The sequence below is a fragment of the Micromonospora haikouensis genome (assembly GCF_000876225.1).
GTDB classification, from domain to species: Bacteria; Actinomycetota; Actinomycetes; order Mycobacteriales; family Micromonosporaceae; genus Micromonospora; species Micromonospora haikouensis.
Genome location: NZ_JXSX01000003.1, coordinates 387,938 through 410,320, shown reverse-complemented (window position 1 = coordinate 410,320; position 22,383 = coordinate 387,938). Strand labels below are relative to the sequence as shown.

Genomic DNA, 22,383 nt, shown 5'->3' with positions numbered 1-22,383 from the left:
GGTCAGCCGGCGAGGAGGGCGGCCAGCCGGGCGGCCTGGGTCTCCCAGCGCCACTCCCGCTCCACCCACGCCCGGCCCGCCGCGCCGAGCTGCCGGGCCAGGTCCCGGTCGGCGAGCAGCGTGGCCACCCGGTCGGCGAGCTGGGCGACGTCGCGGCCGGGGACCACGTACCCCGTCTCGCCCTCGCGGACGGCGTCCGGCGCGCCGCCGGAGTCGCCGGCCACCACCGGCAGGCCCGTGGCCGACGCCTCCAGGTAGACGATGCCGAGCCCCTCGACGTCCAGGCCCCGGTTGCGAGTGCGGCAGGGCATCGCGTAGACGTCGCCGGCCGCGTAGTGGGCCGGCAGCTCCGCCGCGGGCACCGAGCCGGTGAAGACGACGTCCCGCTCGACGCCGGTCTGCCGGGCCAGCTTCTCCAGGTCGCCCCGGTAGGGCCCGCCGCCGACGACCAGCAGCGCCGCGTCGGGCACCCGGCGGCGGATCTCCGGCAGGGCCCGGATCAGCATGTCCTGGCCCTTGCGCGGCACCAGGCGGGAGACGCAGACCACCACCGGCCGGTCCGCGAGACCGAGCCGGGCCCGCACCGGCTCGCCGTCGACCGACGGATGGTACGTGTCGACGTCGACCCCGGGGGCCAGCCGGTGCAGCTCCGTCAGGCCGTGCAGCGCCCGCTCCAGCCGGACCCGGGTGTACTCCCCCAGGTAGGTGATCACGTCCGCGCCGCGGCCGATCCGGCGCAGCGCCGTGCGGGCACCGGGCAGCGCCGCCCACCCCACCTCGTGCCCGTGGGTCAGGGCGACCACCCGGCGGACCCCGGCGCGGCGGCGCAGCCCGGCGGCGAGCAGCCCGAGCGGGGCAGCCGCCCCGAACCAGACGGTGTCGCAGTCGTGCCGGCGGGCCAGCCGGGCAGCCCGGCGGGCGATCAGCGGGGTGGGCAGCAGCACCTTGGTGCGCTCCCGCACCACCTCGAACGGCTGGTCGGCGTCGAACTTCTCCGCCCCCCGCCAACTGGAGGCGTAGACCACCACGGAGCCGGTGGGCTGGCGCACGGCGAGGTTGTGCACGAAGGACTGGATGCCGCCCGGGCGGGGCGGGAAGTCGTTGGTGATCAGCAGCGTGCGGCTCATCGGCCGGTCTCCCTGGCGTAGGCGCGGGCGGCGGCCATCCGCTCGACCGTGGACGGGTGCGACGCCGAGTAGAGGTATTCCCAGCGGGGCGGGTCGGGGTCGGCCAGGTTCACCCCGGCCAGGCGGCGCTGCATCGCCTCGAAGGTGGCCGGGTCGCCGGTGAGGGCGAGGGCGTGCGCGTCGGCCCGCGCCTCGACCCGGCGGGACACCAGCGCCTGGGCCGGGGCGGTCACCAGGCCCGCCACCGTGACCAGCGCGAGCAGCAGCGGGAACGCGCGCGGCTCGGCGATCGAGTCGACGCCGGCCAGGCGCAGCAGCGGGCCGGCGGAGCCGAGCAGGTAGAGCACGACCACGCCCAGCGCGGCGCCCAGCGCCCCGGTGAGGGTGCCCGTCCAGACGTCGCGGTCCTTGGCGTGTCCCAGCTCGTGCGCGACGACGCTGGTCACCTCGGCCGGGGTCGCCTCGCGCAGCAGCGTGTCGTAGACGACGACCCGGCGGGTCGGCCCGAGCCCGGAGACGTACGCGTTGACCGCGCGGGTGCGCCGGGACGCGTCGGCGACCAGCACGTCGCGCACCGGCACCCCGTCGCGGGCCGCCAGGGCCGTCAGCTCGGTGCGCAGCGGGCCCTGCTCCATCGGGGTGAACCGGTTGAACACCGGCTCCACCAGCACCGGCAGCACGAACGACAACAGCACCACCAGCCCGGCCGCGCCGGCCGCGCCGAGGGCCCACCACCAGCGCGGGGCGAGCCGGACGACGGTGTAGAAGCCGAGCAGGGCGAGCGCGCCGATCACGGCGCTGACGGCGTACGACTTGAGCAGGTCGGCCGCCCAGCCGGCCCAGCCCTGGGTGCTCAGCCCGTAGCGGGTGAGGATCGTCTGCCGCCAGGCGGCGAACGGCAGGGTGAGCAGGTCGGCGACGAGCAGCACGGCGAGCCCGCCGAGCACCGCCTGGGCGATCCAGTGGCCGCCGAACGGGCGGGCCACCAGCTCCACCAGGCGACCGCCCAGCGGGGTCAGGCCGACGGCCAGGGCCACCAGCAGGCCCACGGCGAGGGCGGCCCAGCCGCCGGGGCGCAGCGCACCGCGGAAGGCGCGGGCCCGGGCGACCTGCTCGGCGGGGAGGTCCCGCAGGGCGGCGAGCTGGTCGGCGCGCGGGGCGGGCGGCCGGTGCCAGGGCACGAGCAGGGCGACGGCGACGAGCAGCGCGACGGTGAGCCCGGCGAGGGTGAGCACCGCCCAGCCGCGCGGCGTCACCGGGCCACCCCGCGCTCGCCTCGTGCGCGCCCCATCCGTCGCTCCTCCCGCCGTGAGCGCTCATCCTATTGCCGACGGCGGCGGGGCCGACCGGGGTGGTCACGTCGTCATGTCGGGGACAGGGCGGTATCGGCATGTCCCCGACCCCGCCATGTCGCCGACATGGCCAGCCCCGACCCGGCGGGCGGGCGCTACGCGGCGTGGCCGGTCAGGACCGGGCGAGGCGGCGCAGCAGCGAGTCGGCGCCGAGCGGGTACGCGCCGTGCCGGCGTACCCCGTCGGCGACCTCGCGGTCGGAGGAGACCACGACGACCGGACGGCCGGGCGGCTCGGCGCGGACCAGCCGGCGGATCAGCTCGTCGGCGGTCTCGCCCTTGCGGGAGAAGAGCACCCGCACGCCGCGCGGGCTCGGCGGCAGGCCGTGCATCCGCTCGGCGCCGTCGAAGACCACGGTGACCTCGTCCCCGGTCTGCGCCGCGATCCCGCCCAGCCCGGTGATCAGCCGCTTGCGCTGCTGCTCCAGCGACATCTCGCCGAAGCCCCGCTTCGTCACGTTGTAGCCGTCCACCACCAGGTGCGCCTTCGGCAGCGCGAGCAGCTGGTCGAGCCGGGCCGGGTCGTCGGTGTCGCGGGCCCGGGTGGCGGCGCCGGCCGGGGTGGCGTTGGGCTGGTCGGCGAAGGCGTCGGCCACGAAGTCGGCGGGGAGCCGGTCGACGGGGTCGAGCGCCAGCTCGCGGCGCAACCCGACGGCGGCCTGCCCGATCGTCTCCAGCAGCAGCCAGAGCTTCGCGTCGTCGACGGAGCGGGCCTCCTTGGCACTGGCGCGGGCCACCCCGGCCGCCGCCTCGGCCTCGGCCAGCCGGGCCCGGGCGCGACGCAGCTCGGCGTCCGCCTCGGTCGCGGCGCGGGTGGCCCGGCCCCGCTCGGTGGCCAGCAGCTCGGCCGCCCTGCGCTCCCGGGCCTGCGCCTCGCGCAGCGTGCGGGCGAGCTGCCGGTTCTCCTCGCGGAGCTGGCCGAGCTCGTCGCGGACCCGGGCCAGCTCGTCGCGGAGCTTGTCGGCCTCGACCCGGGCCACGGCCCGGTCGTGCTCGGCGCGGGTGGCGCGCTGCTCGGCCTCGCGGACCAGCTCGTCGACGACGGCCTTGTCCGCCTCGGCGCGCACCGCCGCCCCGCTGGCGTCGATCAGCTCCCGCCAGCCCCGGGGCCGGGCCAGGTAGGCCAGCGCGGCGACCTCGACCGGGTCGGCCGCGGCCGGGGCGGTGCCGGCGACCACGGCGGCGCCGAGGTCGCCGGAGTCGGCGAGCACCCGGGCGGTGATCCGCTGCCGGAACAGCGGATCGGCGGTGAGCTGGGCGGCGATCATCGGCGCGCCCAGCCGGGCCCGCCGGTTGGGCGCGAACTTGGCCACCCGGCGCAGCGGCACGGGCACCTCGTCGCCGGGCAGGACCGGCAGGACGGCGGCGGTGAGCGCGACGATCCGCTGCCGCACGGGCTCCGGCAGCGTCGGCTCCGGCTCGGACTCGGGCCCTGGTTCCGGCCCGGACTCCGACCGCACCAGCTCGGGCTCCGGCCCGGGCTCCGACAGCCTCGGCTCGGACTCCGGCTCTGGCTCCTGCTCGGGCACGGTGCCCGCCCCGGCGGTCGGGGCGTCCTCACCGGGGTGGCGCACGGCGGCGACCGACTCCTCCTGCGGGAGGTTGTCGTCGTGCGGCTCGGTGAGGGGCATGTGGCAAGTCTCCCACCGCGACCGGGCCCACCGCCCGGTGAGTGAGCTGATCTCTCATCCTAGCCCCAGGGGTGACCCGTGGGGCTGATGTTGCGCGAGTGTCGGACCCGGGGTCTACCGTGCCCGGGGTGGGCGGAGCGGAATACGTCCAGCAGGCGCTCGCCGGGCTGGGCCAGGCGGCGGGCGGCGGCGTGGATCCGGCGCTGCCGCTGTACGCGACGACGTTCGTGGTGGTCGACCTGGAGACCACCGGCGGCGCGCCGGACGGCGGCGGCATCACCGAGATCGGCGCGGTGAAGGTGCGCGGCGGCGAGGAGCTGGGCGTGCTGGCCACGCTGGTCAACCCGGGCGTGCCGATCCCCCCGTTCATCACCGTGCTGACCGGCATCACCCAGGCCATGCTGATTCCCGCGCCGCCGATCGAGCAGGTGCTGCCGAGCTTCCTGGAGTTCGTCGCCGACGCGGTGCTGGTCGCGCACAACGCGCCGTACGACGTCGGTTTCCTCAAGGCCGCCTGCGCCCGGCACGGCTACCGCTGGCCCAACCCCCGGGTGCTGGACACGGCGGCGCTGGCCCGGCGGGTGCTCAGCCGCGACGAGGTGCCCAACCGCAAGCTGGGCACCCTGTCGGCCTACTTCCGCACGGCCACCCGGCCCACCCACCGGGCGCTCGACGACGCGAAGGCCACCGTCGACGTGCTGCACGGCCTCATCGCGCGCCTCGGCGGGCACCGGGTCGACACCGTCGGGGAGGCGATCGAGTTCGCCCGGGCGGTCACCCCGACGCAGCGGCGCAAGCGCCACCTCGCCGACGGGCTGCCGAAGGTGCCGGGGGTCTACATCTTCCGGGCCGCCGACGACCGGCCGCTCTACGTCGGCACCTCCGGCGACATCGCCACCCGGGTGCGCAGCTACTTCACGGCCGCCGAGAAGCGGGCCCGGATGTCGGAGATGCTGGCCGCCGCCGAGCGGGTGGAGGCGGTCGAGTGCGCCCACTCGCTGGAGGCCGAGGTGCGCGAGCTGCGGCTGATCGGCGCGCACGCGCCGCCGTACAACCGGCGGTCGAAGTTCCCCGAGCGGATGGTCTGGCTCAAGCTCACCGACGGGCCCTACCCCCGGTTGTCGGTGGTGCGGTCGCTGGCCCCCGGCGACGAGGCATACCTCGGCCCGTTCGGCTCGCAACGGGCGGCGGAGCTGGCCGCCGCCGGCTTCCACGACGCGCTCCCGCTGCGCCAGTGCACCCACCGGTTGTCGCTGCGCACCGTCACCCCGGCGTGCGCGCTGGCCGAGCTGGGTCGCTGCCCGGCACCCTGCGAGCACCGGATCACCCCGGGGGAGTACGCGGCCCGCGCCGTCGACCCGTTCCGCGCGGCCACCGCCACCGACCCGGGGTCCGTGGTGCACGCGCTGCTGGCCCGCATCGGGGCGCTGGCGGCCGACCAGCGGTACGAGGAGGCGGCGGTGGTGCGGTCCCGGCTCGCGGCGGTGCTGCGGGCCACCGTCCGGATGCAACGGTTGACCGCGCTGGCCGGGATCGCCGAGCTGGCCGCCGCCCGGCCGGCCGCCCGGGGCGGCTGGGAACTGGCCCTGGTCCGGCACGGCCGGCTGGCCGGGGCCGGGGTCTCCCCGCCCGGTGTCCACCCGCGACCGACGATCGAGTTGATCCGGGCGACCGCCGAGACGGTGCCGCCCGGGCCCGGCCCGGTGCCCCGGGCCTCCGCCGAGGAGTCCGAGCGCATCCTGTCCTGGTTGGAGCGACCCGAGACCCGGTTGGTGGAGATGTCCTCCGGCTGGGCGTCCCCGGCCGCCGGGGCGGCCCGCTTCCGTGACCTGCTCAGCAAGATCGAGAGCGCCGCATCTCACCAACTCTCGACCGAACGCCCATGACCAAGTGACCGATCGGACGACCTCGACTCGCTTAGGCTGTTAAGGAAGTGCAGTACTGCCCGTTTCGTGGGCCTGCTCCCGGTCGCCGTGCCCGGTGACCGAGGGGCCGGGGTGAGGAGGTGTCCCTCGTGGACGTCGACGCCGGACACGGCGCCGCCCTGGGGGGCGCGCTCCCGACCCAGCCGGGCGACCTGCCCCTGGCGCGGCGGCTGCGGTCGCTGCTGAGCTGGCCGACCGGCGAAACAGACCCGGTCACCCACCTGATCCGCACGCACCGGGGCATCCACCCCGGCACGGAGGCGTCGGTGCTGCGCCGGGCGTACACGATCGCGGAGAACATGCACCGCGGCCAGTTCCGCAAGAGCGGCGAGCCGTACATCACCCACCCGCTCGCGGTCGCCCAGATCTGCGCCGAGCTGGGCATGGACGCCACCACGCTGGTGGCCGCGCTGCTGCACGACACGGTGGAGGACACCCGCTACACGCTGCAGGCCCTAGCGGAGGACTTCGGCGGCGAGGTGGCCCACCTGGTCGACGGGGTGACGAAGTTCGACAAGGCGTTCTACGGCAAGGCCGCGGAGGCGGAGACCACCCGCAAGATGATCGTCGCGGCCGGCAAGGACGTCCGGGTCCTGATCATCAAGCTGGCCGACCGGCTGCACAACATGCGCACCCTCGGGGTCCGCTCGGCCGCGTCGCGGGAGCGGATCGCCCGCAAGACGCTGGAGGTGCTCGTCCCGCTCTGCGACCGGCTCGGCATCCAGACCCTCAAACGCGAGCTGGACGACGTGGTGCTGCTGCACCTGGAGCCCGACGAGCACGCCCGCATCGCGCGGTTCGTGCACGACCGGCCCGGCTGGTCCGCGTACCTCGACGACGTGGTCGCCAAGGCGAAGGTGGCGCTGCGCCGCAGCCGCGTCGACGCCCAGGTCTCCCCCCGCCCCCGGCACCTCTACTCGATCTGGAAGGACACCGTCGCCGGCGGGCACAGTGTCCCGTTCGACCTGCCCCGGATCGTGATCGTCGTGGACGGGCCGGCGACCGACTGTTACGCCGCCCTCGGCGCGGTGCACGGCCTCTGGCGGCCCGTGCCGGGCCGGTTCAAGGACTTCATCGCCTCCCCGAAGAACAACCTCTACCGCTCCCTGCACACCAGCGTCTGCGGGCCGAAGGACCGCACGGTCGAGGTGCTGATCCGCACCGAGGAGATGCACCGCGCCGCCGAGTACGGCATCGCCGCCGACTTCCGTTTCCCGCGTCCCGCCGGGGCGGCCGGGCAGGCCGAGCAGCTCGACTGGCTGCGCCGGGTGCTCGACTGGGAGCAGGAGGCGCCCGACCCGGCGCAGTTCCTGGAGTCGCTGCGCTGCGACCTGGCCGAGGCGCAGATCCAGGTCGTCGTCGAGGGGCGGCAGGTGGTGCTGCCGGCAGGCGCCACCCCGGTCGACGTGGCGTACGAGCTGGGCCCCGACCGGGGCGACCGCTGCCTGGCGGCCCGGATCAACGGCCGGCTCGCCCCGCTCTCCTCCGAGCTGGAGGAGGGCGACGTGGTGGAGATCTTCACCGAGTCCGACGCGGAGTCCGGCTTCGAGGCGGACGTCGCCCCGCGCGGCCCCCGCCGGGAGTGGCTCGGCTTCGTCAAGTCCCCGCACGCCCAGATGCAGATCAACCGCTGGTTCGCCGAGCACACCGAGCCGGGCATCTCCATCGCCGACAAGGTCCGGCTCGGCCGGGCCACGATCGGGCTGGCGCTGCGCAAGCACGACCGGGGGCTGGCCAACGACCTGCCGCTGCTGCGGCTGTCGGAGGAGCTGGGCTACCCCGACCTGGAGACCCTGCTGGTGGCGGTCTTCGACCGGGCCCTCGAACCGGACGCGGTGGTCCTGCAGCTCATCGACCTCGTCGACCACCGCCAGTGACGTTTCCGCCCCCGGTGCCCGGCCCACCCCGCGTCGGCCACTAGCCTAAGGCGATGATCCCCCGCTCCCGAGCCACCGGACGGGCCTTCGCCTACCAGGTGTTCTACCGGCTACCCGTGTCGATGCGCCGCCGACTGGTCCGGCTCGCCACACCGAAGTACATCGTGGGGGCGGTCACCCTGGTGCGCGACGCCGAGGCCGACGGCGCCGGTCGTCTGCTGCTGCTGCGCCAGCCCCCGGGGCACAGTTGGACGCTCCCGGCGGGGCTGCTGCAGCGCGGCGAGGATCCGGTCGTCGGCGCGGCCCGCGAGCTGTTCGAGGAGTCCGGGGTGCGCCTCTCCCCCGACCGGCTGCGCCCGGCGGTGCCGAACGCCGTGGTGCACGCCAAGGGTTGGGTGGACGTCGTCTTCGAGGCGGAGGTCCCGGCGTCGACGACGAAGCTGACGGTCGACGGCGCCGAGGTCTTCGAGGCCGCCTGGCATCCACTGGACGACCTGCCGAGGCTGAGCCGCGCCACGGCGAACCTGCTGGGCCGCTACGGCATCGGGCCGCGCGCCGGTGAGGCGCCGCCCGGACCGTCGGCGTGACCGCCTCGGCCGGCGGCGGGCCGGGGCGCTCGGTGGGCCCGGCCGACGCGCCGGAGGTCTGCGCGGTGGTGCTGGCCGCCGGCGAGGGGACCCGGCTGCGCCCGCTCACCGAACGGCTGCCGAAGGCGCTCTGCCCGGTGGGCAACGTGCCGCTGCTCGACCGGGCGCTGGCCCGGCTCGCCGGGCTCGGGCTCGCCGGCCCGGCCCGGGTGGCGGTGAACGCCTGTTACCTCGGCGAGCAGGTCGTCGCGCACGTCGGCGACCGGGCCCACCTCTCGGTCGAGCCGGGCGCCCCGCTCGGCACCGCCGGTGGGGTGGCCAACCTGCGGGACTGGATCGCCGGCCGGGGCGTGCTGGTCGGCAACGCCGACGCGTACCTCGCCGACCCGGCCGCCGATCCGGGGCCGGACATCGCCGCGCTGCTCGCCGGCTGGGACGGCAAGACCGTACGCCTGCTCGGCCAGCCCGCCGCCGACCCGGCCGCCCCCGGCACCTTCTCGGGCCACCGCTTCACCGGCTTCTCGCTGCTGCCGTGGCGGCTGGTGCGGGGCCTCGCGGAGGAGCCGGGCGACCTGGTCCGGGCGGTGTGGCGGCCGGCCGAGGCGGCCGGAGCGCTGACCGTCGTGCCGTACGCCGGCACCTTCTACGACACCGGCACACCCGCCGACTACCTGGCGGCCAACCTGCACGCGGCGGGCGGCGGCAACCTGGTCGACCCGACCGCGACGGTCACCGGCCGCTGCCGGGAGGCCGTGGTGGGCGCGGGGGCGACCGTGCGGGGCGAGGTGACCCGCTCGGTGCTCTGGCCGGGCGCGGAGGTGGCCGTCGGGGAGCACCTGACCGGGGTGGTCCGTGTCGCCGGGGGCCTGACCGTCGCGGCGGAGCCCCGCTGAGCGCTGGGGCCATCGCAGCCTGCCGCAGTCTCGCCGCAGCCCGCCCCAGCCCCTCGTGGCGGGAGCGGCGGGCCCGGCCCCGGCCCACCCCGGTACGTGACGGATCGCGATCGACGGCCCCGCCGACCCCACCCGCCGTTCCGCCCCCTTTGCTCTGCACCCATCCACGCAGCGGTCACCCAAAGCGATCGGGTCACTGCCCCCGCCCACCTCGTGATGACGCATTCGCGCAGCTCCACGCAGCGTTGCGTCCGTGGGTGCAGAGCAAAGGGGGGCGGGGGACGTCGGTCGGGCCCGAAGGCGGTTGCGCAGAGTGAGATGAGTCCGCACCCACGAGTGCTTCCACGCGAATCGCGGAGCGTGGCCGTCACGGGTGCTTCCGCCGGGTCACACCCCACCGCCACCCGGGCCCCGTCGGACGGGCCTACGATGGTCATCGACGCCACCACCGGCGTGGCGTGCACGCGCGACGAAGGGCAGACCAGTGATCACCGCGATCGTCCTGATCGACTGCGCCACCGACTCGATCCCCGAGGTGGCCGAGAACCTGGCCGCCCTGCCCGGGGTCAGCGAGGTCTACTCGGTGGCCGGGCACGTCGACCTGATCGCCATCGTGCGGGTGCGGGAGTTCGACCAGATCGCCCAGGTCATCGCCGGCAGCATCTCCAAGGTGCCCGGGGTGATCAACACCGAGTCGCACATCGCCTTCCGGGCCTACTCGCAGCACGACCTGGAGGAGGCGTTCGCGATCGGGCTGGCCGGCACGGACTGACCCCGCCGCCGGCTGCGACCGGTCGCGGGTCGCCGGAGTCTCGCACAGCCCGCCGACGACGGCACGGCCGCCGCCACGCCACCCACCCCACGACACGACACGACGGGGTGGCCAGCCCACCGGTCCGGAGGGCTGGCCACCACCTGGGGTGTCGCGACGTCAGCTCACGCTCGGGGCCGGCGTCTCGGTGTTCTCCGGGGTCGGCGACTCGAAGGTGCCGCCCGGGGCCGGGGCCTCGCTGCTGCCGCCCGGAGCGGGCGTCGTGGTGGTCGCGCCCGGGCTGGGCGTGCCGCTGGCGCTGGTCTGCGGGACCGGGACACCCAGGGTCTGGGCCAGGGCCACCAGCGCGTCATAGTGCGCCTGGAGCACCGGCAGGGCGTTCTGGGCCAGCTGGACCACCGACTGCTCGGTGCCCTGCGAGATCTCCGTCTGGGTGGCCTGGATGGCCTGGACGTGACCCGCCAGCTCGGCGGTCACCCACGCCTTGTCGAACTCGGCGCCGCTGAGCTTCTTCAGCTTGTTGATGACCTTCTGCTGGTCGGCGGTCGGGGCGCCCGGCAGCTTCACGTTGAGCTGCTGCGCGGTGTCCTGCACCGTCTGGTCGAGCTGGGTGTGATCCGTCACGAACTGGGCACCCAGGTCCTTGACCTGCTGGTTCTGGCCCTTCTGCTGCGCCAGGTTCCCGGACTCGATCTCCGCGAGGTTCACCTGGTGCAGCGCCTGCAGATACTGGCTGTCCTGCGTCGACGGCTGTGCGGCCTGCGCCGCCGCCGCGGGCGCCAGCCCCGCCACCACCAGGGCAGCGAGCAGTCCGAGGCGCTTGAGACCCAACATGTTTCCCTCCCCGTTTTCCGTTGGACCGCACGGATACCCGGCTGACCCGGATTAACCCTGCGAATCCGCAGCCGCCTCGCGGGAGGCGCCGGGGTGCCGGCGACGCTCGGCGGTCGCCCGGGGGCGGAAACGGGACGTGGCGCCCGCCGAGGGTTCGGCGGGCGCCACGTGCGGCTTGCGGGCGGTCAGCGGCTCAGCGGCGGGGCTCCCCGCTGCTGATCTCCTTGCGCTCCGGCAGGGGCTCGACCGGCGGGTGCCCCGGCGAGACCGGCGCCTCGGCCGGCTTCTCGATGGGGTAGAAGAAGCCCCGGATGGCGGGCCCGAGGGCACCGAGCCGGTTCATCTTCTTGGGCACCACCCAGCCGGCGTACTCCAGCTCCGCGTGGCCGTCGTGGCCACCGGCGGCCAGCGGCTGGTGGACCTCCTCGAACCGGCCGTCCGGCAGCCGGCGGATGATGCCGGTCTCCACGCCGTGGGCCAGCACCTCCCGGTCGTGCTGCTGGAGGCCGAGGCAGATCCGGTAGGTCACGTAGTACGCCAGCGGCGGGATCACCAGCAGGCCGATCCGGCCCGCCCAGGTCATCGCGTTGAGGCTGATGTGGAACTTGTCCGCGATCACGTCGTTGCCGCCGGAGAGGGTCAGCACGATGTAGAACGCCACCGCCATCGCGCCGATCGCGGTCCGCTCGGGGACGTCGCGGGGGCGCTGGAGCAGGTTGTGGCTGCGGTAGTCCTTGAGCCGGCGGGCCTCCACGAACGGGTAGAGCGTGGAGAGGCCGACCAGGACGCCCGGCAGCACGACGGTGGGCCAGAACAGCGGCGGGATGACGTACCCGTCGCCGATCGGGATGTTGATCTCCCACGCGGGCATGAGGCGGGTCGAGCCGTCGAGGAACATGACGTACCAGTCGGGCTGGCTGGCGGCCGAGACCACCCACGCCTCGTACGGGCCGAAATACCAGATCGGGTTGATCTGGAACAGGCCGCCCATCAGCGCGATCACGCCGAAGACGACCATGAAGAAGCCGCCCTGCTTGAGCGCGTAGCGCGGGAACATCCGCTCGCCGACCACGTTGTCGTTGGTCCGGCCGGGGCCGGGCCACTGGGTGTGCTTCTGCTTGAAGACCAGGCCGAGGTGGGCGCTGATCAGCGCCACCAGCAGGCCCGGGATGAGCAGCACGTGGGCGATGAAGAACCGGCTGATGATGATCTCGCCCGGGAACTCCCCGCCGAAGATCGACGAGGTGACCCAGGAGCCGATCACCGGGATCGACAGCATGATGCCGGAGGCGATCCGCAGGCCGGTGCCGGAGAGGCCGTCGTCCGGCAGCGAGTAGCCGGTGAAGCCGGCCAGGAAGCCGACCCAGAACAGCAGCGAGCCGATGATCCAGTTGGTCTCACGCGGCTTGCGGAACGCGCCGGTGAAGAAGACCCGCAGCATGTGCACGACGATCGCGGCCATGAACAGCAGCGCCGACCAGTGGTGCATCTGCCGCATGATCAGGCCGCCGCGGACGTCGAACGAGATGTCCAGGCTGGAGGCGTACGCGGCCGACATCGGCGTGCCCCGCAGCGGGGCGTAGCTGCCGTTGTAGACCACCTCGGTCATCGCCGGCTCGTAGAAGAACGTCAGGAAGACGCCGGTCAGCAGCAGCACGACGAACGAGAACAGCGCGATCTCGCCGAGCAGGAACGACCAGTGGTCGGGGAAGACCTTGTTCAGCAGCTTGCGCAGCGGCGTCGAGACCCCGAAGCGATCGTCCACCCCCACCGCGGCCTTGCCCGGAACGGACGCCATGTCCAACTTACGACGCTTCACGGCCGCTCCCAGAAGTCAGGCCCGACGGTCTCGGTGTAGTCCGACCGCGCCACGAAGAAGCCCTCGTCGTCCACCTCGATCGGCAGCTGCGGCAGCCGCCGGCTCGCGGGGCCGAAGACCGGCCGGGCGTTGTCGGTGATCAGGAACTGCGACTGGTGGCACGGGCAGAGCAGCCGGTTGGTCTGCTGCTCGTACAGGCTCGCCGGGCAGCCCGCGTGCGTGCAGATCTTGGAGAACGCCGCGTAGTTGCCCCACATGTAGTTCCCGTGGCCGACCCGCTGGTTGGCCTCGCGGGACACCTGGGCGTCGGACTCCCGCAGGTGGATCAGCAGCGTCGGGGAGTCGGCGTGCTTGTTGCTCACCCCGTGCTCGATGCCGGGGAAGACGGTGAGCTGGCCGCCGGCGCTGATGTCGGCCGGACGGATCGGCCGGCCGTCCTCGCGGACCAGCCGGATCTTGCGGCCGTCGGCCGGCGCGAAGCCGGTGGTGAACATCTGGTTGTTCTTGTGCGGGTTGGAGATCAGGCCGCCGACCAGCGGGGCCGCCGCGACCGCGCCGACGGGCGCGAGGCCGGCCAGCAGCGAGATGCCCAGCAGCGGGCGACGCTTCACGCCCATCTCGTCGGCGAGGTAGAGCATCGTCTCACCGGTGATCTTGCGGCTCTCCGCCACGTTCGGGTCGTTCTCGTGGCGGTCCTGGATCGAAACCTCCTTGGGCAGCAGCTTCTTGCCCCAGGTCAGGATGCCGAAGCCGATGCCCAGCAGGGCGACGCCGAGGGTGAGGCCGAGCAGCGGGGTGTAGTACTTGTCCCCGCCGGTGCCCGGCTCGTACTCCCACGGCCACCAGATGTAGACGACCAGGAAGGCGGTGGCGGCCAGGCCGGTCAGCAGGAACATCGAGGCGACCGTGCGGGTCAGCCGGCGCTCGGCCTTGCTGCCCGGGACGACCTGCTCCTCGTAGTGGACGATCTCGATGTCGTCCCGGCGCGCGCCTTCCCGGACGATGTCGAACCGGCTCAGCCGCGGGTCGTGGACGTCGAGCGGCTCCGGGCCCTGGTGGGCCTGGTGCTCGGTCTTGGTGCTCATGCCGTCACCTCGCTACGGGCGGTGCCGGACCGCGGCACCGCAGCGCTGAATCGAATGATCCGCTCGGTCACGACTTGCCCGCGATCCACAGGCTGGCGAAGACGAGCGCGACGATGCCGATCAGGAAGATCGCCAGTCCCTCGGTGGACGGCCCGTACCGGCCGAGGTTGAAGCCACCCTGGTCCTGGTCGTGCTTCAGGGTGTCCTGGATGTAGGCGATGATGTCCGCCTTCTGCTCCGGGGTGATCTGGTTGTCCCCGAACACCGGCATGTTCTGCGGGCCGCTGAGCATCGCGGCGTAGATCTGCCGGTCGCTGGCCGGACGCAGGCTCGGCGCGTACTTGCCGGAGGACAGCGCGCCACCGCCACCGCCGAAGGCGTGGCACTGGGAGCAGTTGATCCGGAACAGCTCGCCGCCGGTGGCCAGGTTGGCGCCCTCGCGCAGGTCGCCCTCGGGGACCTGCGGACCCCCGCCGAGCTCCTGGACGTACTGGCCGAGCTGGCGGACCTGCTCGTCGGTGAAGACCGGCGGCTTGCGCATGGCCTGCGCCTCCTGCCGGGCCATCGGCATCCGACCGGAGCTCACCTGGAACTCGACGGAGGCCGAGCCGACCCCGATCAGGCTCGGGCCACGACCATCGACACCCTGCGCGTTACGGCCGTGGCAGGTCACGCAGCTCACGTCGAACAGCGCCTTGCCCTCGGCGGCGGCGCCGGTGAGCGGCGGGTTTTCCTGCGCCTGCACTCCGGGGGCGAAGACGGTGTAGGCGCCGCCGGCCAGCGTGAGCGCGGCGATCAGGCGGACCGCGGCACCCAGCCGGCGGCGGCCCCTGCTGCGCGCTGCGGACCGCTCGCCGCGCAACCGCGCGAGCAGACCGCGTCGGCGGTCGTTGTCAGAAGTCATGACCTGTGTCCTTAACCGGTGGGACCTTGTCTCAGAGGACGGGGCAGCGGCGCGGTTCGTGACGCGCCAAGATCACTGAAGCCAGTAGATCATGGCGTAGAGGCCGATCCACACGACGTCGACGAAGTGCCAGTAGTACGACACGACGATCGCCGACGTGGCCTGCGCCGGGGTGAACCGGCCCATGGTCGTGCGGACCATGAAGATGATGAAGGCGACCAGACCGCCGGTCACGTGCAGGCCGTGGAAGCCGGTGGTCAGGTAGAACATCGACCCGTACCCGTCCGCGTTGATCTTCACGCCCTCGTGGACCAGGGTCACGTACTCGTTCAGCTGACCGAGCACGAAGATCAGACCCATCACGAAGGTGATCGTGAACCAGCGCCGCAGGGCGTGGACGTCACCCTTCTCGGCGGCGAACACCCCGAGCTGGCAGGTCACCGAGGACAACACCAGGATCACCGTGAAGGTGGTCGCGTACGGGATGTTGAGGTGCTCGGTGTGCTTCGCCCACTGCTCCGGCGCCGCCGCGCGGATGGAGAAGTACATCGCGAACAGCGCCGCGAAGAACATGAGTTCGCTGGAGAGCCACACGATCGTCCCGACGCTGACCATGTTGGGCCGCGTCAGGGAGTGGATCCGGCTCTTGTCAATGGCTGGGGCCGCAGTCACGCGGTCATTATTGCCCCTGACCACGGCCGGCGATCAGCGGGGGGCCAAACCCGTGGCGTCGGTGGCCCGATCGTGGCGGTCCGAATCGCCTGGCCTAGCCTGAAACGCGTGCAGCACGTCGATCCGATCTTCGCCGCCACCTCGGCGGTCGCCGCGCCCGGAGCGCTCGCGGCCGGCGGGGACCCGCTGCCGCCGCCGTTCACCGTGGCCCGCGTGTTCACCGAGACCCGGCTGGACAGCTGGCTGGCCCTCGGGCTGGTGCTCGCCGCCGGCCTCTACCTCTACGGGGTGTACCGGCTGCGGCTGCGCGGGGACCGCTGGCCGGTCGCGCGTACCGTCTTCTTCCTCGGCCCCGGCCTCGGCGGCATCGCGGCGGTCACCGTCAGCGGCCTGCACGCGTACGACACCGCGCTGCTGTCGGTGCACATGGTGCAGCACATGGTGCTGTCGATGGTCTCCCCCATCTTCCTGGCCCTCGGCGCGCCGGTCACCCTCGCGCTGCGCACCCTGCCGGTCCGGCCGCGCAAGCGGCTGCTGGCGATCGTGCACAGCCGCGTCGCCCGGGTCTACACCTTCCCGCTGGTGGCGTTCGCCATCTTCGTGGTGAACCCGTTCGCGCTCTACTTCAGCGACCTCTACCGCTACACCCTCGAACACGCCTGGGCGCACGAACTGGTGCACGCGCACTTCATCATGACCGGCTGCGTGTTCTTCTGGCCGTTGCTCGGGCTCGACCCGCTGCCGGGGCGCTGGCCGTACCCGGCCCGGGCGCTGCTGATGGTGCTGTCGGTGCCGTTCCACACCGTGCTCGGGCTCACGATCATGCAGAGCACCACGCTGTTCGGCGGCGACTGGTACCCGTCGCTCGGCCTCACCTGGTCCGACCCCGCCGCCGACCAGGTGGTCGCCGGGGGCATCCTGTGGGCCGGCGGCGAGTTCGTCAGCGTGACGATGCTCGCGGTCCTGGTGGTGCAGTGGGTGCGCCAGTCGGAGCGGGAGGCCCGCCGGCTCGACCGCGAGCTGGACCGCCAGGAGGCCCGCGAGCGCGCCGACCAGGCCGCGCAGTCCCCGGCCTGACCAGCGGATTCCGGTACGACCACCGGCCCGCCCGGGCGGGACATCGACCGGCCGGCGGCGGCGGGTACGATGCTCGGCAGCTACGAGGTGGGGAGTCAGCCAGCGATGAGCGATCGTCTTTGCACCGTCCTGCTCTACAGCGACGACCCGCAGGTCCGCGACCGGATGCGGCTGGCCGTCGGCACCCGCCCGGCCCCCGGGCTGCGCGTCGAGTTCGTCGATGCGTCCGACTACGCCGGGTGCGTGCGGCTGGTCGACGAGTACGAGATCGACCTGATGCTGCTCGACGGCGAGGCGAGCCCCGGCGGCGGCCTCGGCATCGCCCGGCAGATCAAGGACGACCGGGACGACGCTCCCCCGACCTGCCTGGTGATCGCCCGCGCCGCCGACCGCTGGCTGGCCGCGTACGCCGAGGTCGACGCCACCCTCGTGCACCCGCTCGACCCGGTGACCACCGGCGCCACCGTGGCCGAGCTGCTGCGCAGCCACGCCCCCGCCTGAGCCCACCGTCCCGGCCCGAGCCACCACCCGGCCTGAGCCGACTCCGGCCCGCGCGCCACCGGCGTCGCCCGGTCCGTCGTGCCGGCCCGCACCGCTCGGCACCCGTCCCTCCGCACCCCACGCCCGCTCGGGAGGCCCGCCATGGGCGAACGGAACTGGCCGCACCTGCTCGGCGCGCTGCTGCGCGGGGAGGAGCTCTCCACCGCCGACACCGCCTGGGCGATGGGCGAGATCATGTCCGGCTCGGCGGCACCGGCCCAGATCGCCGGCTTCGCCGTCGCGCTGCGGGCCAAGGGCGAGACCCCGGCCGAGGTCGCCGGGCTGGTCGAGGCGATGCTCGGCGAGGCGGTCCCGGTCGAGCTGCCGGAGGAGCTGCGGTCGTCCGCGCTCGACGTGGTCGGCACCGGCGGTGACCTCGCCCACACCGTGAACATCTCCACCATGGCCGCCCTCGTGGTGGCCGGCGCGGGCGTGCGCGTGGTCAAGCACGGCAACCGCGCCGCGTCGTCGTCCTGCGGCACCGCCGACCTGCTGGAGTTCCTGGGCGTACCGCTGGACCTGACCCCGGAGGGCGTGGCCCGCTGCGTGACCGAGGTCGGCATCGGCTTCTGCTTCGCCGGCCGGTTCCACCCGGGCATGCGGCACGCCGGCCCCGTCCGGCGCGAGCTGGGCGTCCCGACGTTCTTCAACTTCCTCGGCCCACTGACCAATCCGGCCCGGCCCCGGGCCGGCGCGGTCGGCTGCTTCGACCCGCGGATGGCCCCGGTGATGGCCGCCGTCTTCGCCGCCCGGGGCGACTCGGTGCTGGTGCTGCGCGGCGAGGACGGCCTCGACGAGTTCACTACCGCCGCGCCCACCCGGGTCTGGGCGGCCCAGGGCGGCACCGTCAGGGAGGCGCTGCTCGACGCGACGGACCTCGGGGTGCCCCGGGTGACCCTCGCCGACCTGCGGGGCGGTGACGCGGCGTACAACGCCGGGGTGGCCCGTCGGCTGCTGGCCGGCGAGGCGGGCCCGGTCCGCGACGCGGTGCTGGTCAACGCCGCCGCCGCGCTGGCCACCCAGGGGCCGCTGGGCGGCGACCTGACCGAGGCGCTGCGCGCCGGGATGGCCCGCGCCGCCGAGGCGATCGACTCCGGTGCCGCCGCGGCCGTGCTCGACCGCTGGGTCGAGGTGGCCCGCTCCGCCTGAGCGGACGCCTCCGCCCGCTCCACCGACGCTTCGCCCGATCCGTCGGCGCGGACTCGCCGCCGAGCGCGGGCTGATCGACAAGGTGCACCGCTGACGCGGACTCGCCAGGACCCGAGGGTGAGCCGGCAGCGGTCGGCGCGTCCGCCGACGCGAACCCGCTCGCCAATGCGAACCCGCCGCCCGCCGGCGCGAACCTGCCGCCCGCTGGCGCGAACCCGCTCGCCAGTGCGAACTCGACGCTCGCCGGCGCGAACGCCGTCCGGTCCGCCCCTGGCGGGAATTGTCGGACTCCCGTGGGAAACTACAGCCGAGTGATTCTCATGCCCCGGCCAGGAGAGGAGACGCCCGTGTCGGACCGCGAGCTCTACTGCGACACCTGCGAGGGCGTGCGGCTGTTCGAGGCCCCGCCGTGCGCCGACGGCCACGGCCCCGACTGCCCCGAGCTGGCCTGCACCGGCTGCGGCGCGGCGCTGCTGATCGCCACGTTCACGTTCCCGGCGACCCGGCTCGCCACCGGCGCCGCCCACGCCTCCCGCCGCGCCTCCCGCCGCCGCGCGGCCTGAGCCGGTCTGGCCGACATGCCCGGCTGGCCGGGCCGGCCGAGGAACGGCCCGCCTGCATGTCGGCGACATTGCGGTAACCGGGCCCCACTGATACCGCCATGTCGCCGACATGAAGTCGATCATCGGCCCAGCCCAGCGCAGGCCAGCTCAGGGGCCGGCCAGGGCCGGCCATGCAAGGCCGCTCCCACGCCCAGCCAAGCCCAGCGCGGCCACGCCGGCGCGGTGGTCTCTCGCCCCCGTCGGTCCCCGACGCGGAGAAGCCCGCGTCCCCTCACCGGGGGCGCGGGCTTCTTCCGTAAGCCGGCGGGTGGCTCAGTGCTCGGCGGTGCGCCGGGTGCCGCTGTAGTACTCGAAGAGCAGGCCGCAGGCGGCGAAGACGACCGTCACCAGGCCCAGGCCCAGCAGCCAGAACTGCCAGAAGACCAGGCCCAGCCCGGCGATCGCGGCGGCCAGCGCCAGCCCGAACGGCCAGTAGCTGCCCGGGCTGAAGAAGCCGATCTCGCCCGCGCCGTCGGCGATCTCGCCGTCCGGCCGGTCCTCCGGCCGCAGGTCGATCCGGCGGGAGACGAACCAGAAGAAGCCACCGCACATCGAGCAGAGCAGGAACGACAGCAGCAGCGCCACAGTGCCGACCCACTCGACCTGGCCGCCGGAGTCGCCGTACGTCCAGGCGCCGTAGAGGATCGTCGCGCCGAAGAGGAACCCGGCGATGATCAGGAAGATACGCCACTCGGTCTTCATGCCCGCTCCCTCAGCTTCCCGCGCCGGCCGCGACGTCGTCGGGGTTGAAGTTGGCCGTGTTGCGCCGCGTGTCGAACGGCTTGGTCGTGGTGGCGTACGGGTCCTCGCCGATGGCGGTGAGCGCCTCCTGCGTCGACTTGCCGTCGCGCTTGGCGGCCAGGAACTGGTCGTACTGCTGCGGGGAGACCACGCGCAGCTCGAAGTTCATGAAGGCGTGGTAGCTGCCGCACAGCTCGGCGCAGCGGCCCACGTAGGCGCCCTCGGCGTCGAGGCTGGAGACCTCGAAGACGTTGCGGATGTTGCCGGGCATGACGTCCCGCTTGAACAGCATCTCCGGCACCCAGAAGGAGTGCACGACGTCCTTGCTGGTCTCCTCGAACCGGATGGACCGGCCGGTCGGCAGGACCAGGATCGGGATGACCTCGCTGGTGCCGAGCGTCGACGCCACCGTGTTGGCGTCCTTGCCCTGGCCGTCGCGGTAGTTGAACTGCCAGTTCCACTTGAAGGCGACGACCTCGACCGTGACGTCCGGGTTCTTCGTCGTGCGCACCACGTCGGTCTGCACGACCGCCGTGTAGTAGAAGAGCACCGACACGATCAGGATCGGGGCGATCGTGTAGAGGAACTCCATCGGCAGGTTGTAGCGGGTCTGCACCGGCAGCTCGTTGCCCCGCTTGCGGTAGCGCACGACGCACCAGAAGATCAGGCCCCAGACGAACACGCCGACCGCGAGCGCCGCGATGCAGGACGCGATCCACAGGTCGTACATGCGGTGCGACTCGGGCGTGATCCCGCCCTGGGGCCAGCCGAAGCCGCCGAACGTCTTGCCGACGTCGCAGCCCGTGAGCGAGACCAGCAGCGCCGCGCCGCCGAGGCCGAGCCCGGCGAGCCGACCAGCACCACGCCGCCGGCGTCCACCGGCTCCCGGAGAAGCGCTGTGCCGTACGGCCGGGGGCCGTACCTCCGAACTCCTTGCGACCACCTGGTCCTGCCTCCCTAGCGCGCCGTGGCGGTTGGTTGTCCCCGTACCAGCGGCAAAGGCGTCACCGACGGTCGCAGATTACTCGACCATGACGGGCAGAGCCGTGTTGGGGTGGCCGTACGCCCCCTTCGGGGGGATCGTCGGCGTGCCGGCGCGATAGCGTCGGGCCGTGAGCGCATCCCCGGTCTACCTGGACGCGGCCACCGCCGCCCCGCCGCACCCGGTCGCCCGGCAGGCGCTGCTGGCCGCCCTCGACGACGGCTGGGCCGACCCGGCCCGGCTCTACGGCCAGGCCCGCCGGGCCCGCCAGCTTCTCGACGCCGCCCGGGAGGCGGCCGCGGCGACGCTCGGCGTCCGCGCCGACGAGCTGTCCTTCACCCCCAGCGGTACGGCGGCGGCGCACTCGGCGGTGCTCGGTGGCCTGGCCGGGCGGCGGCGGGTGGGCGCGACGCTGGTGCACTCCGCGATCGAGCACTCGGCGGTGCTGCACGCCGCGCAGCGGCACGTGGCCGGCGGCGGGAGCGCCGTGTCGGTGCCGGTGGACCGGCTCGGCCGGCTCGACCTCGACGCCTTCGCCGACGCGGTCCGCGCGCCGGGGGTGGCCCTCGCGGCGCTGATCGGGGCCAGCCACGAGGTGGGCACGGTGCAGCCGGTCGCTCCGGCCGCCGCCGCGTGCGCCGCCGCCGGGGTGCCGCTGTACGTCGACGCGGCGCAGCTCGTGGGCCGGGTGCCGGTGCCGGCGGGCTGGTCGGTGCTGACCGCCAGCGCGCACAAGTGGGGCGGGCCGCCCGGCGTCGGGCTGCTGGTGGTGCGCAAGGGCACCCGCTGGGAGTCGCCGTGGCCGGCGGACGAGCGGGAGTCGGGGCGTACCCCCGGGGTGGTGAACCTGCCGGCGGTCGTGGCGGCGGCGGCGAGCCTGCGCGCGGCGGCGGCCGACGCGGCGGCCGAGGCGACCCGGCTGGCGCCGCTGGTGGACCGGATCCGGGCGCGGGTGGCGGCGGAGGTGCCCGACGTCGAGGTGGTCGGCGACCCGGTGGACCGGCTGCCGCACCTGGTCACGTTCTCCTGCCTGTACGTCGACGGGGAGGCGCTGCTGCACGCGCTGGACCGGCGCGGCTTCGCGGTCTCCTCCGGCTCGTCGTGCACGTCGTCGACGCTGCGCCCGTCGCACGTGCTGGAGGCGATGGGGGTGCTGTCGCACGGCAACGTGCGGGTCTCGCTGCACCGGGAGACGACGGTCGCCGACGTGGAGCGGTTCCTCGCCGAGCTGCCCGGGATCGTCGCGGAGCTGCGCGCCGAGGCGGGGGTGGTGGGGCTGTGAGCGGGCCGGTCGGGGGAACTGCTCCGCCGGAGGGGGCCGCTGCCGCTCCGGTCGAGGTGCTGGACTGCCGGGGGCAGCGCTGCCCGCTGCCGGTGATCAAGCTGGCCCGGCGGCTGCCGGAGCTGCCGGTCGGCGCGGTGCTGCGGGTGCTCGCCGACGACCCGGCGGCGGCCGTGGACATCCCGGCGTGGTGCCGGATGCGCGGCCAGGAGTTCGTCGCCGCCCACGAGGAGGGGCCGGGCTACGACGTACGCCGCGTCGGTTGACCCGGCCGCTGCTCGCAGCTCAGGGCCTCGCGGTGCTCGGCAGGCCGGCGGGCCAGCTGACGGCTTCTTGATCGTCTGCTGCTTTCGGACAATCGCACCGGCGTGTCGTCTCACCAAACCGCAGACGATCATCACCCGCCCCGCGCCAGCCCCGCCGCCCCGCACCGCACCGCACCGCACCGCCCGACGTTCCCGTGATCAAGAGATTTGCGTCAAAGCAGAGATCAACTTTGACGCAAATCTCTTGATCACCGCGTCGAGGCGGGG

21 protein-coding genes are annotated in these 22,383 nt (G+C 74.0%); 11 read left to right on the top strand and 10 right to left on the bottom strand.

The window, feature by feature from the left end; all coding sequences use genetic code 11:
• Nucleotides 1-2 precede the first annotated feature (2 nt).
• The 3 genes from TK50_RS23480 to TK50_RS23470 form a co-directional block, all read right to left on the bottom strand.
• The gene (locus tag TK50_RS23480) at nucleotides 3-1,127 is read right to left on the bottom strand and encodes a glycosyltransferase family 4 protein (protein WP_043967192.1); all 1,125 of its coding nucleotides are present in this window, start codon (nucleotides 1,125-1,127) and stop codon (nucleotides 3-5) included.
• On the bottom strand, nucleotides 1,124-2,383 hold the full coding sequence (locus TK50_RS23475) for a M48 family metallopeptidase (protein ID WP_043967190.1): 1,260 nt from the start codon (nucleotides 2,381-2,383) through the stop codon (nucleotides 1,124-1,126). The genes TK50_RS23480 and TK50_RS23475 overlap by 4 nt, the downstream gene beginning before the upstream one ends.
• A gap of 208 nt (nucleotides 2,384-2,591) precedes the next feature.
• Nucleotides 2,592-3,941, bottom strand: a complete 1,350-nt coding sequence (locus tag TK50_RS23470; protein ID WP_374199678.1) for an NYN domain-containing protein — start codon at nucleotides 3,939-3,941, stop codon at nucleotides 2,592-2,594.
• 296 nt (nucleotides 3,942-4,237) lie between these two features.
• Here TK50_RS23470 and TK50_RS23465 point away from each other — a divergent pair, with 296 nt between their 5' ends.
• The 5 genes from TK50_RS23465 (at nucleotide 4,238) to TK50_RS23445 (ending at nucleotide 10,163) form a co-directional block, all read left to right on the top strand.
• Complete coding sequence (locus TK50_RS23465; protein ID WP_144420370.1) at nucleotides 4,238-5,995, top strand: DEDD exonuclease domain-containing protein; 1,758 nt, start codon at nucleotides 4,238-4,240, stop codon at nucleotides 5,993-5,995.
• A 128-nt stretch (nucleotides 5,996-6,123) separates the two neighbouring features.
• Entirely contained in the window at nucleotides 6,124-7,911 is a 1,788-nt protein-coding gene (locus TK50_RS23460; protein ID WP_043967185.1) for a RelA/SpoT family protein, read from the top strand.
• Nucleotides 7,912-7,964: 53 nt separating this feature from the next.
• A complete protein-coding gene (locus TK50_RS23455; protein ID WP_043967183.1) occupies nucleotides 7,965-8,498 on the top strand; it encodes an NUDIX hydrolase in 534 nt (177 codons plus the stop codon).
• Nucleotides 8,495-9,391: a nucleotidyltransferase family protein gene (locus TK50_RS23450; RefSeq protein WP_241774102.1), complete on the top strand. Its 897-nt coding sequence runs from the start codon at nucleotides 8,495-8,497 to the stop codon at nucleotides 9,389-9,391. The genes TK50_RS23455 and TK50_RS23450 overlap by 4 nt, the downstream gene beginning before the upstream one ends.
• Nucleotides 9,392-9,875: 484 nt before the next feature.
• Nucleotides 9,876-10,163 carry an Lrp/AsnC family transcriptional regulator gene (locus TK50_RS23445; RefSeq protein ID WP_043967181.1) on the top strand — a complete coding sequence of 96 codons (288 nt, stop codon included), beginning with the start codon at nucleotides 9,876-9,878 and terminating at the stop codon, nucleotides 10,161-10,163.
• Between the two features lie 159 nt (nucleotides 10,164-10,322).
• Here TK50_RS23445 and TK50_RS23440 read toward each other — a convergent pair whose 3' ends face one another.
• The 5 genes from TK50_RS23440 to ctaE form a co-directional block, all read right to left on the bottom strand.
• A complete protein-coding gene (locus TK50_RS23440) occupies nucleotides 10,323-10,997 on the bottom strand; it encodes a DUF4142 domain-containing protein (protein WP_043967179.1) in 675 nt (224 codons plus the stop codon).
• Between the two features lie 193 nt (nucleotides 10,998-11,190).
• Complete coding sequence (qcrB, locus tag TK50_RS23435; RefSeq protein WP_043967178.1) at nucleotides 11,191-12,816, bottom strand: cytochrome bc1 complex cytochrome b subunit; 1,626 nt, start codon at nucleotides 12,814-12,816, stop codon at nucleotides 11,191-11,193.
• Nucleotides 12,813-13,901, bottom strand: coding sequence for a cytochrome bc1 complex Rieske iron-sulfur subunit (gene qcrA / locus TK50_RS23430; protein WP_043967176.1), 1,089 nt, complete (start codon nucleotides 13,899-13,901; stop codon nucleotides 12,813-12,815). Before qcrA ends, qcrB begins: the two co-directional genes overlap by 4 nt.
• A 67-nt stretch (nucleotides 13,902-13,968) precedes the next feature.
• On the bottom strand, nucleotides 13,969-14,805 hold the full coding sequence (qcrC, locus tag TK50_RS23425; RefSeq protein ID WP_043967174.1) for a cytochrome bc1 complex diheme cytochrome c subunit: 837 nt from the start codon (nucleotides 14,803-14,805) through the stop codon (nucleotides 13,969-13,971).
• Nucleotides 14,806-14,877: 72 nt separating this feature from the next.
• Nucleotides 14,878-15,477, bottom strand: coding sequence for an aa3-type cytochrome oxidase subunit III (gene ctaE / locus TK50_RS23420; protein ID WP_043967173.1), 600 nt, complete (start codon nucleotides 15,475-15,477; stop codon nucleotides 14,878-14,880).
• A gap of 108 nt (nucleotides 15,478-15,585) precedes the next feature.
• Between ctaE and TK50_RS23415 the strand changes: the two genes are divergently transcribed.
• The 4 genes from TK50_RS23415 (at nucleotide 15,586) to TK50_RS23400 (ending at nucleotide 18,806) form a co-directional block, all read left to right on the top strand.
• Nucleotides 15,586-16,554, top strand: a complete 969-nt coding sequence (locus tag TK50_RS23415; RefSeq protein WP_043967171.1) for a cytochrome c oxidase assembly protein — start codon at nucleotides 15,586-15,588, stop codon at nucleotides 16,552-16,554.
• 105 nt (nucleotides 16,555-16,659) lie between these two features.
• On the top strand, nucleotides 16,660-17,055 hold the full coding sequence (locus TK50_RS23410) for a hypothetical protein (RefSeq protein ID WP_043967169.1): 396 nt from the start codon (nucleotides 16,660-16,662) through the stop codon (nucleotides 17,053-17,055).
• A gap of 141 nt (nucleotides 17,056-17,196) precedes the next feature.
• Nucleotides 17,197-18,243 (top strand): anthranilate phosphoribosyltransferase, encoded by a 1,047-nt coding sequence (gene trpD, locus TK50_RS23405; protein ID WP_043967167.1) that lies wholly within the window; start codon nucleotides 17,197-17,199, stop codon nucleotides 18,241-18,243.
• Between the two features lie 347 nt (nucleotides 18,244-18,590).
• On the top strand, nucleotides 18,591-18,806 hold the full coding sequence (locus TK50_RS23400; RefSeq protein WP_043967164.1) for a hypothetical protein: 216 nt from the start codon (nucleotides 18,591-18,593) through the stop codon (nucleotides 18,804-18,806).
• 312 nt (nucleotides 18,807-19,118) lie between these two features.
• Here TK50_RS23400 and TK50_RS23395 read toward each other — a convergent pair whose 3' ends face one another.
• The gene (locus TK50_RS23395) at nucleotides 19,119-19,547 is read right to left on the bottom strand and encodes a cytochrome c oxidase subunit 4 (RefSeq protein WP_043967163.1); all 429 of its coding nucleotides are present in this window, start codon (nucleotides 19,545-19,547) and stop codon (nucleotides 19,119-19,121) included.
• 10 nt (nucleotides 19,548-19,557) lie between these two features.
• Nucleotides 19,558-20,529 carry an aa3-type cytochrome oxidase subunit II gene (gene ctaC / locus TK50_RS23390; RefSeq protein WP_043967162.1) on the bottom strand — a complete coding sequence of 324 codons (972 nt, stop codon included), beginning with the start codon at nucleotides 20,527-20,529 and terminating at the stop codon, nucleotides 19,558-19,560.
• A gap of 169 nt (nucleotides 20,530-20,698) precedes the next feature.
• Here ctaC and TK50_RS23385 point away from each other — a divergent pair, with 169 nt between their 5' ends.
• Nucleotides 20,699-21,850 (top strand): cysteine desulfurase family protein, encoded by a 1,152-nt coding sequence (locus TK50_RS23385; RefSeq protein ID WP_043967161.1) that lies wholly within the window; start codon nucleotides 20,699-20,701, stop codon nucleotides 21,848-21,850.
• A complete protein-coding gene (locus TK50_RS23380) occupies nucleotides 21,847-22,116 on the top strand; it encodes a sulfurtransferase TusA family protein (RefSeq protein WP_043967160.1) in 270 nt (89 codons plus the stop codon). Before TK50_RS23385 ends, TK50_RS23380 begins: the two co-directional genes overlap by 4 nt.
• Nucleotides 22,117-22,383: the final 267 nt, after the last annotated feature.

Bases quoted from the DNA above. Each gene is read 5' to 3' on its own strand.
- TK50_RS23480 (WP_043967192.1), bottom strand. From the start codon at position 1,127: ATGAGCCGCACGCTGCTGATCACCAACGACTTCCCGCCCCGCCCGGGC.
- TK50_RS23455 (WP_043967183.1), top strand. From the start codon at position 7,965: ATGATCCCCCGCTCCCGAGCCACCGGACGGGCCTTCGCCTACCAGGTG.
- TK50_RS23440 (WP_043967179.1), bottom strand. From the start codon at position 10,997: ATGTTGGGTCTCAAGCGCCTCGGACTGCTCGCTGCCCTGGTGGTGGCG.
- qcrA (WP_043967176.1), bottom strand. From the start codon at position 13,901: ATGAGCACCAAGACCGAGCACCAGGCCCACCAGGGCCCGGAGCCGCTC.
- qcrC (WP_043967174.1), bottom strand. From the start codon at position 14,805: ATGACTTCTGACAACGACCGCCGACGCGGTCTGCTCGCGCGGTTGCGC.
- TK50_RS23410 (WP_043967169.1), top strand. From the start codon at position 16,660: ATGAGCGATCGTCTTTGCACCGTCCTGCTCTACAGCGACGACCCGCAG.
- trpD (WP_043967167.1), top strand. From the start codon at position 17,197: ATGGGCGAACGGAACTGGCCGCACCTGCTCGGCGCGCTGCTGCGCGGG.
- TK50_RS23395 (WP_043967163.1), bottom strand. From the start codon at position 19,547: ATGAAGACCGAGTGGCGTATCTTCCTGATCATCGCCGGGTTCCTCTTC.